General features: G+C 60.7%; 13 protein-coding genes. 9 read left to right on the top strand and 4 right to left on the bottom strand.

The features are described from left to right. Positions 1–14: 14 nt before the first annotated feature. Both ACM6I0_RS23905 and ACM6I0_RS23900 read right to left on the bottom strand, forming a co-directional pair. The gene (locus tag ACM6I0_RS23905; protein WP_414923436.1) at positions 15–686 is read right to left on the bottom strand and encodes a Pr6Pr family membrane protein; all 672 of its coding nucleotides are present in this window, start codon (positions 684–686) and stop codon (positions 15–17) included. 2 nt (positions 687–688) lie between these two features. Further along, a complete protein-coding gene (locus tag ACM6I0_RS23900) occupies positions 689–919 on the bottom strand; it encodes a VF530 family protein (RefSeq protein WP_259156632.1) in 231 nt (76 codons plus the stop codon). A 285-nt stretch (positions 920–1,204) separates the two neighbouring features. Between ACM6I0_RS23900 and ACM6I0_RS23895 the strand changes: the two genes are divergently transcribed. The 9 genes from ACM6I0_RS23895 (at position 1,205) to cmoB (ending at position 13,607) form a co-directional block, all read left to right on the top strand. Next, a complete protein-coding gene (locus ACM6I0_RS23895) occupies positions 1,205–2,587 on the top strand; it encodes a carbohydrate porin (protein WP_414923435.1) in 1,383 nt (460 codons plus the stop codon). Between the two features lie 209 nt (positions 2,588–2,796). Further along, entirely contained in the window at positions 2,797–5,205 is a 2,409-nt protein-coding gene (locus ACM6I0_RS23890) for a glucose/quinate/shikimate family membrane-bound PQQ-dependent dehydrogenase (protein WP_414923434.1), read from the top strand. A gap of 537 nt (positions 5,206–5,742) precedes the next feature. Beyond that, positions 5,743–6,120 carry a DUF6124 family protein gene (locus ACM6I0_RS23885; protein WP_414923433.1) on the top strand — a complete coding sequence of 126 codons (378 nt, stop codon included), beginning with the start codon at positions 5,743–5,745 and terminating at the stop codon, positions 6,118–6,120. Positions 6,121–6,574: 454 nt separating this feature from the next. Continuing rightward, a complete protein-coding gene (locus tag ACM6I0_RS23880; RefSeq protein WP_414923432.1) occupies positions 6,575–6,952 on the top strand; it encodes a DUF6124 family protein in 378 nt (125 codons plus the stop codon). A gap of 1,120 nt (positions 6,953–8,072) precedes the next feature. After that, positions 8,073–10,490: an endopeptidase La gene (lon, locus tag ACM6I0_RS23875; protein ID WP_285432270.1), complete on the top strand. Its 2,418-nt coding sequence runs from the start codon at positions 8,073–8,075 to the stop codon at positions 10,488–10,490. 201 nt (positions 10,491–10,691) lie between these two features. Continuing rightward, positions 10,692–11,084 carry a protease inhibitor I42 family protein gene (locus tag ACM6I0_RS23870; protein ID WP_414923431.1) on the top strand — a complete coding sequence of 131 codons (393 nt, stop codon included), beginning with the start codon at positions 10,692–10,694 and terminating at the stop codon, positions 11,082–11,084. Between the two features lie 2 nt (positions 11,085–11,086). Next, complete coding sequence (locus ACM6I0_RS23865; protein WP_414923430.1) at positions 11,087–11,722, top strand: lysoplasmalogenase; 636 nt, start codon at positions 11,087–11,089, stop codon at positions 11,720–11,722. A gap of 152 nt (positions 11,723–11,874) precedes the next feature. Then, the gene (gene cmoA, locus ACM6I0_RS23860; RefSeq protein WP_197678923.1) at positions 11,875–12,654 is read left to right on the top strand and encodes a carboxy-S-adenosyl-L-methionine synthase CmoA; all 780 of its coding nucleotides are present in this window, start codon (positions 11,875–11,877) and stop codon (positions 12,652–12,654) included. Beyond that, positions 12,651–13,607: a tRNA 5-methoxyuridine(34)/uridine 5-oxyacetic acid(34) synthase CmoB gene (gene cmoB / locus ACM6I0_RS23855; RefSeq protein ID WP_285432265.1), complete on the top strand. Its 957-nt coding sequence runs from the start codon at positions 12,651–12,653 to the stop codon at positions 13,605–13,607. The genes cmoA and cmoB overlap by 4 nt, the downstream gene beginning before the upstream one ends. A 190-nt stretch (positions 13,608–13,797) precedes the next feature. Here cmoB and tadA read toward each other — a convergent pair whose 3' ends face one another. Together tadA and ACM6I0_RS23845 are read right to left on the bottom strand one after the other, a co-directional pair. Then, on the bottom strand, positions 13,798–14,295 hold the full coding sequence (gene tadA, locus ACM6I0_RS23850) for a tRNA adenosine(34) deaminase TadA (protein ID WP_414923429.1): 498 nt from the start codon (positions 14,293–14,295) through the stop codon (positions 13,798–13,800). Then, positions 14,295–15,671: a multicopper oxidase family protein gene (locus tag ACM6I0_RS23845; protein WP_414923428.1), complete on the bottom strand. Its 1,377-nt coding sequence runs from the start codon at positions 15,669–15,671 to the stop codon at positions 14,295–14,297. The genes tadA and ACM6I0_RS23845 overlap by 1 nt, the downstream gene beginning before the upstream one ends. Positions 15,672–15,746 lie beyond the last annotated feature (75 nt).

Here is a 15,746-nt window from a genome sequence, read left to right as displayed (position 1 = left end):
CGATGGGCCAACCACTAAAAATCTCGATCCTTTGCACGACGCCCAAGCCACCGATCCAAACCGATCAACCCAAGCGCAATCAGCACAAACCCCGCCAGCAACCCTGCGGCATTCAAAAACACCTGTGGATAACCCAGCTTGTCCACATCAATGAATGGATAGGGATAGACCGCCAACTCATGCCCACGCAGCAGTAAATAGGCGAAATACACCAATGGGTAAATCACCCACCGGCCGATATGCCGCACCCGCAACGTGCCCTTGGGCACACAGCCCCCCCAATACACCAGAAACAGCAACGGCATGACGTCATGCATCAGCTCATCGGCCAGCAATTGCCAGCCTTCGGGATGCCACAGATGGCGCAGCAGCAGACTGTACGCCAGACCGACCACGGCAATGCTGACGGCAATCCCACTGCTCACCCACGGCTGCAAAAACCAGCGGCGCGCCGCCGATTCGCGGGACGTCCATTCGCAGGTCAGGACGGTCGCCACCAGCGTATTGGTCAGCACGGTGAAATAGCTGAAAAAACTCAACAGCCCGCCCAGCAGACTGGCCGCCAAGGTCCAACGCGAGTAGAAAATCAGGTAGAGCTGGATGCTCAAACCGGCCCACCCGAGCACCGCCGCCACCGCCACACAACGACGCCTTGCGACAGCACCAGGCGCCAACAGCTTGACCATGTTCAGACCGGACGCTTGGTGCGCATCAACTTCACGTACAAGCGTTCGACCTTCTCCCGGGCCCACGGGGTTTTACGCAGGAACGTCAGGCTCGACTTGATGCTCGGGTCGCTCTTGAAGCAGCGGATATCGATGCGCTCGGCCAGCCCCGACCATTCGTAGTGTTCAACCAGGGCGTTGAGGATTTGTTCCAGCGTCACGCCATGCAGCGGGTCGTTGTTCTGTTCGGTCATGCCGGGCCTTCGAGCGATGTCAGGTTGGGAAGCCGCGCACCTTAGCCGACGGTGTGGCCGGGTGGAAGCGCTCTGTGCGCTATCCCCTAAATGTAGGTGACCTTTACCGGATCGGCGCACGGCACTGTTACCAAATACGAAATAATTCATGTCACTAAAAGCACTTTCTCTATTTGTAACAGGACATTATCCTTGCGCCCGTCAAGCTGAAACGCTTCCGCTGCCCGCTTCACTCCTGCCGCGTTCAGTTCACTCCCTTAGAAAAAGACCCAGAATTTCTCCTTTATGCCTGATTTTCAAACTTCGCGAGACAGCGCTGTCCGCATCGCTGTTGCCAGCCGAAAAGCACTCAACCTGATCGGCGGTTTCACCGCGATGGGCCTCGCCACGTGCACCCAGGCCGCTCAAGCCTTTGATAGCGAATCACCCTGGATGCTCGGCGACTGGAATGGCACGCGCACCGAACTTTCGGAAAAAGGCTACGACTTCAAAGTCGATTACACCGGCGAGATGGGCAGCAATCTGCACGGCGGCTACGACCATGACCGCACCACACGCTACAGCGATCAGTTCGGCCTCGGCACCCACCTGGACTTGCAGAAAATTTTGGGCTGGAACGCGGCTGAATTTCAGCTGACCGTCACCGAGCGCAACGGCAATAACATCAGCAACGACCGGATCAACGATCCTCGCGTCGGTGGTTTCACCTCGGCCCAGGAAGTCTGGGGGCGTGGGCAAACCTGGCGCCTGACGCAGATGTGGTATCAGCAGAAATTCTTCGATCAGAAGCTCGACATCAAAGTCGGTCGTTTCGGCGAAGGCGAGGACTTCAACAGCTTCCCCTGCGACTTCCAGAACCTGGCGTTCTGCGGCTCCCAGGTCGGCAACTGGGTCGGTGGCATCTGGTACAACTGGCCGGTCAGCCAGTGGGCGATGCGCGTCAAATATCACCTGACGCCAGAGCTGTACGCGCAAATTGGCGCGTATGAGCAGAACCCGTCGAACCTCGATCGCGGCAACGGCTTCAAGCTCAGCGGCAGTGGCACCCAGGGCGCGATCCTGCCGGTGGAACTGGTGTGGTCGCCCAAGCTCAATGGCCTGCCGGGTGAATACCGCGCCGGTTATTACTACAGCAGCGCCAACGCCACCGATGTCTACAAGGACAGCAACGGCCAGCCCGCCGCCCTGAGTGGCGAGGCTTACCGCAGCGCGTCGAGCAAACACGGCGTGTGGCTCGGCATACAGCAGCAGATCACCAGCCGTGCCAGCGACAACTCGCGCGGCTTGAGCGTGTTCGCCAACGGCACGATGCACGACAAGAAGACCAACGCCATCGACAACTATGTCCAGGCGGGCGTCGTCTACAAAGGCTTGTTCGATGCACGCGCCAAAGACGACATCGGCTTCGCCCTGGCGCGGGTTCACGTCAACCCGGCCTTTCGCAAGAACGCCGAGGCAACCAATCAGGCCCACGCGGTCTTCGACTTTGACGACCCGTCGTTTCTGCCGCCGCAGGACACCGAATACAGCGCCGAACTCTATTACGGCGTGCACGTCACGAACTGGCTGACCGTGCGCCCGAACCTGCAATACATCCGCCACCCCGGTGGCGTGGACAAGGTCGATGACGCGTTGATTGGCGGGATAAAAATCCAGTCATCGTTCTGACCCACACCACAAAACCCTTGTGGGAGCGGGCTTGCTCGCGAAAGCGGTGGGTCAGTCAACATTGATGTTGAGGCTGATGGCCTCTTCGCGAGCAAGCCCGCTCCCACAAGGATCAAGTTTCACTTTTATAACTGAACCATGCCCACGCCAGATCGTCATCTACAGTGAACTTGCGCGGGACTACTTAAAACGTCACGGAGAACCACACTATGAGCACTGATGGTGCTTTGAGTCGAAGCCGTTTGCTGCCGAGCCTGCTCGGCATCCTGCTTCTGCTAATGGGCCTGGCCATGCTGGCAGGCGGGATCAAGCTGAGCATGCTCGGCGGCTCGCTGTATTACTTGCTGGCCGGTATCGGCCTGACGCTGACCGGCGTGCTGCTGATCATGGCTCGCCGCGCTGCGCTGGGCCTCTACGCACTGGTGTTGTTCGCCAGTACGGTTTGGGCCTTGTGGGAAGTCGGCCTCGACTGGTGGCAACTGGTGCCGCGTCTGGCGATGTTGTTTGCGCTGGGCATCGTCATGTTGCTGCCGTGGTTCCGCCGTCCACTGCTGATCACCGGCCCCGCGCCGATGGGCACTGGCGCGCTGAGCGTTGCCGTGGTGCTGGCAGGCGCTACCGCACTGGCCAGCCAGTTCACCAACCCTGGTGAAATCAAAGGCCAACTGGACCGCGACAGCGTGCCGGGCATGACCAACACCGCCCCGGCCATGCCCGACGGTGACTGGAACTCCTACGGCCGCAGCGCCCATGGCGATCGTTACTCGCCACTGGCGCAGATCACCCCGCAAAACGTGAACAAACTGGTCCCGGCCTGGACCTTTCGCACTGGCGATCTGCCAGGGCCGAATGACCCAGGCGAAACCACGGCCGAAAACACCCCGCTGAAAGTCAACGGCATGCTGTATGTCTGCACGCCGCACAGCAAGGTGATCGCGCTGGACCCGGACACCGGCAAGGAAATCTGGCGTTTCGATCCGAAGCTCTCCACGCAGAACGCGGCGAACTTCAAGGGCTGGGCGCACATGACCTGCCGTGGCGTGTCGTATCACGATGATGCTGCTTACGCCTCCGAACAGAGCCCGACCGGCAGCGCCAGCGCGCCAGTTGCCAGCGCCTGCCCACGCCGGATCTTCCTGCCGACCGCCGACACCCGTCTGATCGCCCTGAACGCCGACACCGGCAAAATGTGCGAAGACTTCGGCAACAAAGGCCAGGTCGACCTGAGCGCCAACATCGGCGGCTTCAATGCCGGCGGTTACTACTCGACTTCGCCGCCAGCCGTCACCAAAGACCTGGTCGTGATTGGCGGCCACGTCACCGATAACGTCTCCACCGACGAGCCAAGCGGCGTGATCCGCGCGTTCGACGTGCACACCGGCAAACTGGTGTGGAACTGGGACAGCGGCAAACCGGACGACACCACGCCGATTGCCGAAGGCAAAACCTACACCCGTAACTCGCCGAACATGTGGTCCATGTTCGCCGTCGACGAAAAACTCGGCATGCTCTACCTGCCGATGGGCAACCAGACCCCCGACCAGTTCGGTGGCGCTCGCACCCCGGAATCGGAACTGCACGCTGCCGGCCTGACCGCCCTCGACATTGCCACCGGTAAAGTGCGCTGGCACTTCCAGTTCACCCACCACGACCTGTGGGACATGGACGTCGGCGGCCAGCCAACCCTGATGGACCTGAAAACCGCGGACGGTGTAAAACCGGCCGTGCTCGCGTCCACCAAGCAAGGCAGCATCTACGTGCTGGATCGCACCACCGGCAAAGCGATCGTGCCGATCAACGAAGTGCCTGTTCCGCAGGGTGCTGTCGAAGGTGATCACACCTCGCCGACCCAACCGAAATCCGACCTCAACCTGATGCCGCCGCCCCTCAAAGAGCGCGACATGTGGGGCGTGACTCCGTTCGACCAACTGATCTGCCGGATCGACTTCAAATCCATGCGCTACGACGGCCCGTTCACGCCGCCATCGCTGCAAGGTTCGATCGTTTATCCAGGCAACTTCGGCGTGTTCGACTGGGGCGGCATCTCGGTTGATCCGGTGCGTCAGATCGCTTTCATGAACCCGGACTACATGGCGTTCAAATCGAAACTGATCCCGGCCGCCGAAATCGCCGCCCAGGGCCCGCGTAAAAGCGAAACCCAAGGCGTGCAACCGAACAAGGGCGCGCCATACGGCGTCATCCTCGAACCCCTGCTCTCGCCTCTGGGCCTGCCATGCCAGGCACCGGCCTGGGGTTACGTGACAGCGGTCGACCTGACCACCACCAAAATCATCTGGAAACACAAAAACGGCACCGTGCGCGACAGCTCACCGGTTCCAATCCCGCTGAGCATGGGCGTACCTAGCCTGGGCGGCACCTTCACCACCGCAGGTGGCGTGGGCTTCCTGAGCGGCACCCTCGACCAGTACCTGCGTGCCTACGACATGAAAAACGGCAAGCAACTGTGGGAAGGCCGCCTGCCCGCTGGCGCGCAAACCACCCCAATGACCTACACCGGCAAAGACGGCAAGCAATACGTGCTCGTCGTCGCTGGCGGCCATGGTTCGCTGGGCACCAAGCAAGGTGACTACGTGATGGCGTACAAACTGTCCGAGTAAGGTTTAGCGGCGGTTAAAGCAAAGGCGACTCCTGTGAGGGGGTCGCCTTTTTTTGTGGCCGCTATTTTCGCCTCACCACTGATCACCAGTGGGAGCGAGCCTGCTCGCGATAGCGGTGTGTCAGACGACTGAGATGTTGAATTTTAAACAGCCATCGCGAGCAGGCTCGCTCCCACATTTCGATTGAGATCAGTCTGAAAAATCTGTGGAGGTCCTACAGACGAAGCGATTGTTGAGGGGGATTCCGACAGGTTGTGTCGGTTGTTGTGTCGGAAGCCGGGGGGATAGGCTTTGGGTGTCGCTGCAAAATCAGCGGCCGGGCTTCGCGGTCTGAACTGGATTACTTGGTGCATAATCACCGCCCTCAACCGACTCTCCTTCATAGTTTGTCGATTGGTTTCATGGTGGCTGTGCGCGGGATACCTTCGGGTATGCCGGGTTTACCAAGTGCTCGGTCCGCGAACCTGCGTACAGCTGCCACCCTCCATCGCATCGCGGCGATTAGTGGCAGCTCCATTACTGACTTGGAGCTTCACCATGATCAAAGAAACACCCAATCCCCCGGAAGCCGACGACGTCTCCCCCTACGAATCCGCCGACTCCAAAAAATTCAACGACGCCGCCGAACGCGCGCTGGACCACTACCTCAAACCTGCCGCCCTCAAATCACCGGCCAACCGCAAACCCAGCACCCTGTTCCTGGTTGCGCCGGACATCAAAGACGAAGACCTGCTGGCCCACACCTGCGAATCGTTGGCCCAGGCCAGCGTCATGGCCAGTGACTTCGCCGGCTATCTGGAAGGCCCGCACCGACACACGGCAATGGCGACTCAGCAGATTGTGATGCTGGCCGAGCTGGCGGTGAACCGGATGCTGGATAACGTCGAACTGCCGACACCTTCGCCACACCGCTAATCCCTGTGGGAGCGAGCTTGCTCGCGATGGCGGCGTGTCAGTCGATACCAGTGTTGAATGTTAAACAGCCATCGCGATCAGGCTCACTCCCGCATTTGGTCGAGGTTGGCCTGAAAAAATCTGCGAACGTCCTACAGAAATGAAAATTCCAGAGGACGATTCCGACATGTTCTGGCGGTTGTTGTGTCGGAAGGCTGGGAGATAGGCTTTGAGGGTCGCTGCAAAATCAGCGGCCGGGCTTCGCGGTCTGAACTGGATTACTTGGTGCATAATCACCGCCCTCAACCGACTCTCCTTCATAGTTTGTCGATTGGTTTCATGGTGGCTGTGCGCGGGATACCTTCGGGTATGCCGGGTTTCCAAATGGCTCGGTCTGCGACCCCGCGTACAGCTGCCTCCTTCACATCGCGTCGCAGCGATCAGTGGCAGCCGAACCTTCATTTGGAGTATCACCATGATCAAAGAAACACCAAACCCGCCCGCCGCAGACGACGTCTCCCCCTACGAATCCGCCGATTCCAAAAAATTCAACGACGCCGCCGAACGTGCGCTGGACCACTACCTCAACCCTGCCGCCCTCAAATCACCGGCTAACCGCAAACCCAGCACCCTGTTCCTGGTTGCGCCGGACATCAAAGACGAAGACCTGCTGGCCCACACCTGCGAGTCACTGGCCCAGGCCAGTGTCATGGCCAGTGACTTCGCCGGCTATCTCGAAGGCCCACACCGACACACGGCAATGGCGATTCAGCAGATTGTGATGCTGGCCGAGCTGGCGGTGAACCGGATGCTGGATAACGTCGAACTGCCGACACCTTCGCCACACCGCTAATCCCTGTGGGAGCAAGCTCGCAGCCACAATAAGTTTTGTACATCTGCAAGAGATTGGTCGGCTGGCAGGGCGCCATCGCTGGCAGGCCAGCTGCCACAGAGTTCGATGTGCACCTGCAAGAGATTGGTCGGCTGGTGGGCCGCCATCGCTGGCAAGCCAGCTCCCACAGGGTTCGGTGTACATCTGCAGGAGATTGGTTGGCTGGTGGGCCGCCATCGCTGGCAGGCCAGCTCCCACAGGTTCGGTGTACATCTGCAGGAGATTGGTCGGCTGTCAGGCCGCCATCGCTGCGATGCGGCGACCCGACAGGCCAGCTCCCACAATAAAAACCGAGGTACACCGCCCGCTCCTCACCACTCAACAGGCCGAGCGGTAGCTCGCCTGCAGCTCTTGATCTTGATCCACCTGCCCCTTCGGGACGCGGAGCGTCCCGGGCTGCATTCCCACGCGGAGCGTAGGGAACGATCAACTGGCGGCAGGAAGAGACTGGTCGGCTGGCCGGGCGCCATCGCGGCGATGCGGCGACCCGACAAGCCCGCTCCCACAGGGTTCGTGCACACCTGCAAGAGATTGGTCGGCTAGCAGGCCGCCATCGCTAGCAGGCCAGCTCCCACAATAAAAACCAAGGTACACCGCCCGCTTTTAACCACTCAACAGGCCGAGCGTTAGCTCGCCTGCAGCTTTTGATCTACCCGCCCCTTCGGCAGGCTGAGTGGAGGCGTTCATCTGGGGGGCAGGCGCGTAGCGCCGTGCGGCGAAGCCGCACACATCGAGAGGAGGTCGTCGCGAAGCAGACCGGAGGCGATGCCCCCAGATGAATGCCGGAACGAAGGAACACCGAGCCCCAGCGAGGGGCCGGACGCCGGGGCGAGCCTTTTTTTTGCTTACTTTTTTTGAGGCGTTTGTCAAAAAAAGTGAGTCGCCGTCAGGGCGAAACCCTAAGCCGCCGTTACCGCAGCAACGGATATATACCCCCCCCCATAAGAACATGGTCGGCCCAAAGGCCGCCAAGTCCCCAGCACCCGTCCAAACCCTGAACACACCCAGAAATATCCCAGCCCATTGAAACCGCAGCCAACCCGCCCCATCTAAGACCCATACCCCATTGCGCAGGTGCCCCATGAGCGACCAGCAAGAATTCCCCGAAGACCCGAGCGAATACGCCGACCCAGAAAACGCCGAACACCCCGCCTCCAGCAAAGGCCTCGCCCTGCCCGGCCAAAACCTGCCGGACAAGGTCTACATCATCCCGATCCACAACCGCCCGTTCTTCCCGGCCCAAGTCCTGCCAGTCATCGTCAACGAAGAACCCTGGGCCGAAACCCTCGACCTCGTCAGCAAATCCGACCACCACTCCCTGGCCCTGTTCTACATGGACACCCCCCAGGAAGACCCACGCCATTTCGACACCTCGGCCCTGCCGCTCTACGGCACCCTGGTCAAAGTGCACCACGCCAGCCGCGAAAACGGCAAACTGCAATTCGTCGCCCAAGGCCTGACCCGCGTACGCATCCGCACCTGGCTCAAACACCATCGCCCGCCGTACCTGGTCGAAGTCGAATACCCGCACCAGCCCACCGAGCCGACCGATGAGGTCAAGGCCTACGGCATGGCGCTGATCAACGCCATCAAAGAACTGCTGCCGCTCAACCCGCTGTACAGCGAAGAACTGAAAAACTACCTCAACCGCTTCAGCCCCAACGACCCCTCGCCACTGACCGACTTCGCCGCAGCCCTGACCTCGGCCACCGGCAGCGAACTGCAAGAAGTGCTCGACTGCGTGCCAATGCTCAAGCGCATGGAAAAAGTCCTGCCGATGCTGCGCAAGGAAGTCGAAGTCGCACGCCTGCAGAAAGAGATTTCAGCCGAAGTTAACCGCAAGATCGGCGAACATCAGCGCGAGTTCTTCCTCAAGGAACAACTCAAGGTCATCCAGCAAGAGCTGGGCCTGACCAAGGACGACCGCAGCGCCGACATCGAACAGTTCGAGCAACGCCTGGAAGGCAAAGTGTTGCCGACCCAGGCGCAAAAACGCATCGAAGAGGAAATGAACAAGCTGTCGATCCTCGAGACCGGCTCCCCGGAATACGCAGTCACCCGCAACTACCTCGACTGGGCGACCTCGGTGCCGTGGGGCGTGTACGGCGAAGACAAACTCGACCTCAAGCACGCGCGCAAAGTGCTGGACAAGCACCACGCCGGCCTCGACGACATCAAGGACCGCATCCTCGAATTCCTCGCGGTCGGTGCTTACAAAGGCGAGATCAGCGGTTCCATCGTGCTGCTGGTCGGCCCACCGGGCGTAGGTAAAACCAGCGTCGGCAAATCCATCGCCGAATCCCTCGGGCGACCGTTCTATCGCTTCAGCCTCGGCGGCATGCGCGACGAAGCCGAAATCAAGGGCCACCGCCGCACGTACATCGGCGCGCAACCGGGCAAACTCGTCCACGCGTTGAAAGACGTCGAAGTGATGAACCCGGTGATCATGCTCGACGAAATCGACAAGATGGGCCAAAGCTACCAGGGCGACCCGGCCTCGGCGCTGCTGGAAACCCTCGACCCGGAACAGAACGTCGAATTCCTCGACCACTATCTTGACCTGCGCCTGGACTTGTCCAAAGTGCTGTTCATCTGCACGGCCAACACCCTGGACTCGATTCCCGGCCCGTTGCTGGACCGGATGGAAGTGATTCGCCTGTCGGGTTACATCACCGAAGAAAAAATCGCCATCGCCAAGCGCCACTTGTGGCCCAAGCAGCTGGAAAAGGCCGGCGTATCCAAAAGCAGCCTGAGCATCAGCGACAGCGCGTTGAAGGCCCTGATCGACGGTTACGCCCGTGAAGCTGGGGTGCGTCAGTTGGAAAAACAACTGGGCAAACTGGTGCGCAAGGCCGTGGTCAAGCTGATCGACGAACCCAAAGCGGTGATCAAGCTCGGCCCCAAAGACCTCGAAGCCTCCCTCGGCCATCCAGTGTTCCGCAACGAGCAAGTGCTGTCCGGGGTCGGTGTCATCACTGGCCTGGCCTGGACCAGCATGGGCGGCGCGACCCTGCCGATCGAAGCCACGCGAATCCACACCTTGAACCGAGGCTTCAAACTCACCGGGCAACTGGGCGATGTGATGAAAGAGTCGGCGGAAATCGCCTACAGCTACGTCAGTTCGAACCTGAAGTCATTTGGCGGTGATCCGAAGTTCTTCGACGAAGCCTTCGTCCACCTGCACGTCCCGGAAGGCGCAACTCCGAAAGACGGCCCAAGCGCCGGCGTGACCATGGCCAGCGCCCTGCTCTCGCTCGCCCGCAACCAGCCGCCGAAAAAAGGCGTGGCCATGACCGGAGAACTGACGCTGACCGGGCACGTACTGCCAATTGGCGGGGTGCGAGAGAAGGTCATCGCAGCGCGGCGGCAGAAGATTTTTGAATTGATCCTGCCCGAGCCGAACCGTGGAAGCTTTGAAGAACTGCCGGACTATCTGAAGGAAGGGATTACCGTGCACTTCGCCAAACGCTTTGCGGATGTGGCGAAGATTCTGTTCTGACCCCACAACCTGATCGTTCCCACGCTCTGCGTGGGAATGCATTCGGTGACGCTCTGCGTCACGCCTGTAAAGGGACGCGGAGCGTCCCGGGCGGCATTCCCACGCAGAGCGTGGGAACGATCCCTCCCGCAGCGCCGTCACACTTTGTCTCATCTTCAGTTATGCTCGCCGTTCGTCGTGAACGCCGGAGCCTCTGCCCCCATGTCCCCCACTCGCCTGTTTGTCCCCCTCGCCCTTTCACTGTTGGCGGCTTGCACCACGCAACCGAAACAGAACGTGACCGTGGAAAAACAAAGCGAATGCCCCGTGCAACTGCGCAGCGGGCAAAACCTGATCCTGACCCTGCCCAGTAACCCGACCACCGGATATCGCTGGGCGATTCAAGACTCCGCCGGCGGCGTGTTGCAAGCACTCGGCCCCGAGGTCTATAGCAACCCCGAAGACGCCGGAATTGTCGGCAGTGCCGGTATTTCCACTTGGCGCTTTCAGGCGTTCGCCGCCGGCAACGGTCGTCTGCGCCTGACTTCCCAACAGCCTTGGGCGCCGGAAGTGCTGCCGGTGGACACCTTCGACTGCGCGATCTCGGTTAACTGATCATGGGTTGGCTGATCCTGGCGCTGATGGGTGCGGTGACGTTCCTCTATGGGCTCAGCGTGCATGCCGCGTTGTTATGCCTGCTGGTCAAGCCACTGCCGGTGCTGGCCTTGCTCGGTTGGTTGCACGACGCACCGCCCACTGAGTACCGCCGCTGGATCAGTCTAGGTTTGATTTTCTCCCTGCTCGGCGATGTGTTGCTGGCGTGGCCGGGGGATTTGTTTGTGTTTGGCCTCGGTGCGTTTTTGGTCGCGCATCTGGCGTATCTGAAGGCCTATTTGAGCGACTGCCGGCGGTTGGCGTTGTTGCCGTTGGTGATGGCCCTCGTGGTGGGCTCGGTGCTGCTGGGGATCCTGATTTCCCACGGACTGGGCCCGTTACTGATTCCGGTGATCGTCTACGGTTTGGCCATCAGCGCGATGCTCTGGCGCGCGCTGGCTCGTTTGGGCAGCAATGTGCCCCAACGTTCGGCCCTGCTGGCGGCGGCCGGTGCGGTGGCGTTTGTGTTCTCCGACAGCGTGATTGGCATCAGCCGATTTGTCGTGCCGTTCGACGCAGCGCCTTACGTGATCATCCTCAGCTATTGGTTGGGGCAATGGGGGATCACCGCATCGGCGTTTGGCCCGAAACCGCACTGAGTTCATCGCGGGCAAGTCCGCTCCCACAGGGACAGCGCTGTACCTGTGGGAGCGGACTTGCCCGCGATAGCGGTCTCCCTGAAAACATAGAGTCCGGATCTGCCCGGCGCTTTATCAGACAACCCGCGCATCCCCCCGTCAATTTGGCTAAAATGCCAGCCTTTTCAACCGAAGCTGCTGGAACCGCCGTGAGCAAAGAACCCGATCGCCTTTTCGCCCAGCCTTTGGCCCAGGTGCCCGACTTCGCCTTTAACGAGGACGTGGTGCGGGTGTTCCCGGACATGATCAAGCGCTCGGTGCCAGGTTATCCGACCATCGTTGAAAACCTCGGCGTGCTCGCCGCGCAATTCGCCCAACCCAACAGCGTGCTCTACGACCTCGGTTCATCTTTGGGGGCCGTGACTCAAGCGTTGCGTCGCCACGTACGCACCGACGGTTGCCGCGTCATCGCTGTGGATAACTCCGCAGCGATGGTCGAGCGTTGCCGCGAATACCTCAACGGTCAGGACTCGATGTTCCAGGAGTTGCTGCCGGTGGAAGTGATCGAAGGCGACATCCTCGCCCTTGAGTTCCAGCCTGCTTCGGTCGTTGCGCTGAACTTCACCCTGCAATTCATCGCCCCCGACCAGCGCACCGCCTTGCTCTCGCGCATCCGTCAATCGCTGCTGCCCGGCGGCGCGCTGATTCTGTCGGAGAAACTGCGCTTCAACGATCCTGAAGAACATGCGCTGCTCACCGATCTGCACGTCGCGTTCAAGCGCGCCAACGGCTACAGCGAACTGGAAATCGCCCAGAAACGCAGCGCCATCGAAAACGTCATGAAGCCCGACAGCCTCGAAGAACACCGCGAACGCCTGATGGCGGCCGGGTTCTCGAAAGTCGTGCCGTGGTTCCAGTGTCTTAACTTTGCCTCGTTGATTGCCTTGCCATGATTGATCTGTCCCCCCTCGCCCGCCGTCTGGCTGGCACCCCACTGGCCGAATGGGCCAACACCCTGCAAGCGCAACTCGACAAGAAAATGGAGAAGGGTCACGGCGACCTGGAACGTTGGCAAAGTGCGCTGGACGCGTTGCCAAAAATTCAGCCGAGTGAAGTCGACCTGCTCAATGGCCTGACGCTGGACACCGAGTGCGACGACGAAACCCGTGCGCAAATGCGCACAGCGCTGATGGGGCTGTCGCCGTGGCGCAAAGGGCCGTTCGACTTGTTTGGCGTGCACGTCGACACCGAATGGCGCTCGGACTGGAAGTGGTCGCGGGTCGCGCCGCATCTGGACCTCAAGGGCAAACGCATCCTCGATGTCGGCTGTGGCAACGGCTACTACATGTGGCGCATGCTCGGCGCAGGGGCCGACAGTGTGATTGGCGTCGATCCGAACTGGCTGTTTTTCTGCCAGTTCCAGGCCGTGCAGCGTTACCTGTCTGAACCCAATGCCTGGCACCTGCCATTCCCGTTCGAAGACCTGCCGCCGAACATGGAAGGCTTTGACACGGTGTTTTCCATGGGCGTGTTCTATCACCGGCGCTCGCCAATCGAGCACTTGCTGGCGCTGAAGGATTGCCTGGTCAAGGGCGGTGAGCTGGTCCTGGAAACGCTGGTGATCGAAGGTGATCAGCAACAGGTGCTGGTGCCGGAAGACCGTTATGCGCAGATGCGTAACGTGTGGTTTCTGCCGTCGGTGCCGGCGCTGGAGTTGTGGTTGCGCCGCGCCGGGTTTACCGATGTTCGCTGTGTCGACGTGAGCGTGACCACGGTCGAGGAACAACGCGGGACGGAGTGGATGAAGTTTCAGTCGCTGAGTGACTTCCTTGATCCCGAGGATCACAGCAAGACCATTGAAGGACTGCCGGCGCCGATGCGTGCCGTCATCGTCGCCCGCAAGTAAAACTCCAATTTCTCAGACACCAGATCGATCGTTCCCACGCTCCGCGTGGGAATGCATCCGGTGACGCTCTGCGTCACGCTTGCAAAGGGACGCGGAGCGTCCCGGGCGGCATTCCCACGCAGAGCGTGGGAACGATCATGGACTGATACGCCGCCATCGCGAGCAAGCTCGCTCCCACAGGTGTCGGTGTTCAGTCTGCTGGTTTAGCTCTTCGGGCCTTGAAGAACTCGCTCAACACCGCCCCGCACTCCTCGGCCAACACCCCGCCTTCATACAGCACCCGGTGATTCAAAAAGCCCTGGGTAAAAAACTGCCCCTGACTCTGCACAATCCCGGCTTTCGGTTCCAGGGCGCCATACACCACCCGCGCAATCCGCGAATGCACGATCAGCCCGGCGCACATGCTGCACGGTTCAAGCGTCACGTAGAGCGTGCTGCCCGGCAGGCGATAGTTGCTGGCCGCTAATGCTGCAGCACGAATCGCGACCATCTCGGCATGGGCACTCGGGTCGTGGCGGCTGATCGGGCAATTGAATCCGCGCCCGATGATTTCACCGTCCTGCACCAGCACCGCACCGACCGGCACTTCGCCAAGGGCCGCGCCTTGAGCCGCGAGGGCCAGGGCTTCGCGCATGAAGTCGCGGTCGCGGCTGCGGTCAATGATTGCGGCGGGACGAATCTGACGCATCAGGCCACCTCGATTGCGGCCATCAGGCCGGTTTCCATGTGGTCGATCACATGGCAATGGAACATCCACACCCCCGGGTTATCCGCCACCAAGGCCACTTGTGCACGCTCGTTCTTGCCCAGCAAGTAAGTGTCGGTGAAATACGGAATGACCTTGTGCCGGTTCGAGGCGATGACTTTGAAGCTCATGCCATGCAGGTGAATCGGGTGCTGATACTGAGTCATATTCTTCAATTCGAATATGTAGCTCTTGCCCTTCTCGAGCTTGGCAATCGGGCGGTCGGCGCAGGTCTTGTCGGTGATGTCCCAGGCCTTGCCGTTAATCTGCCACAAGCTGGGTGGCTTGCCGTTGTCGACGTTCACCGAGACCGAGCCCACCCATTCGAAATTGAAGTTGAGTTTCTCGGCATTGGCCAGGTCCGGCTCGGCCACCGGGTTGGCGGGCAGCGCGGGCGGCCACGCGGTGGGAGCATCGGTGTTCGCCACCGAACGAAACGTGCCCAAGCGAACCGGGCCGTTGCGCAGGGACAACTCCTCACCGGCCGGCGGTGCCTTGATCGCCAGGCAAATCCGCATGCCCGGGCCAAGCCAGTATTCCTTGCCTAACGGGCGCGGTTCGATCGGGTTGCCGTCCAGCGCGTAGATCTGCGCTTCGACGCCGGGAATATTGAGGCGATACGTCAGCGTGTTATCGAGGTTGAGCAAACGCACGCGGGTGATTTGCCCGGCGGGCAAGTCGATCACCGCTTGCGATTCACCGTTGATGGTCGACAGGCGCCCGGCGGTGCCACCACGGGCGGCTTCGCGAGGAACGCTGAAAGCGACGAAAGCGCCCTCTTCATCCACGTGCCAGCTCTTGAGGCTCAGGGTTTTCTCGTACTTGAAACCGGTGGGCTCGCGCTCTTCGATGATCAGCGGGCCGACCAGGCCGCGACCAAGTTCTTCGCTGCTGTTCACGTGCGGGTGATACCAGTAGCTGCCAGCGTCGGGCACGCGGAATTTGTAGTCGAAGTATTCGCCGGGCAGCACCGGCAATTGCGAAACGTACGGCACACCGTCCATTTCCAGCGGCAGGCGGATGCCATGCCAATGGATGGTGGTCGCCACCGGCAGGTGGTTGATGAACCGCACCCGCAGCCAGTCGCCCTGACGCACGCGCAACTCGGTGCCAGGTGCCGACGGGCCGAACGCCCAGGCTTGAGTCTTGTGCCCGGCGACCAGCTCGACGTCCAGCGGCGCAGCGATCAGCTCATAGTCATGGCCGGCGTCAGCGTCGGCCATCTTGCCCAACCAATAGCGCGACGCGCCACCGGCCCCCACGCCAACCACCACAAGACCGGCCAGACCACCGAGTATTTGTCGACGGGTAAAGGACATGAACTCAACTACCTCACGTATCAGCGACAGGCCTGCGGGCCTGCAAAAGGCGAATACGATACACCTGCGGATGAG

It is taken from the genome of Pseudomonas sp. IT-P294 (assembly GCF_949767865.1).
Taxonomy (GTDB): Bacteria; Pseudomonadota; Gammaproteobacteria; order Pseudomonadales; family Pseudomonadaceae; genus Aquipseudomonas.
This window is presented reverse-complemented; position numbering and strand designations above follow the sequence as displayed.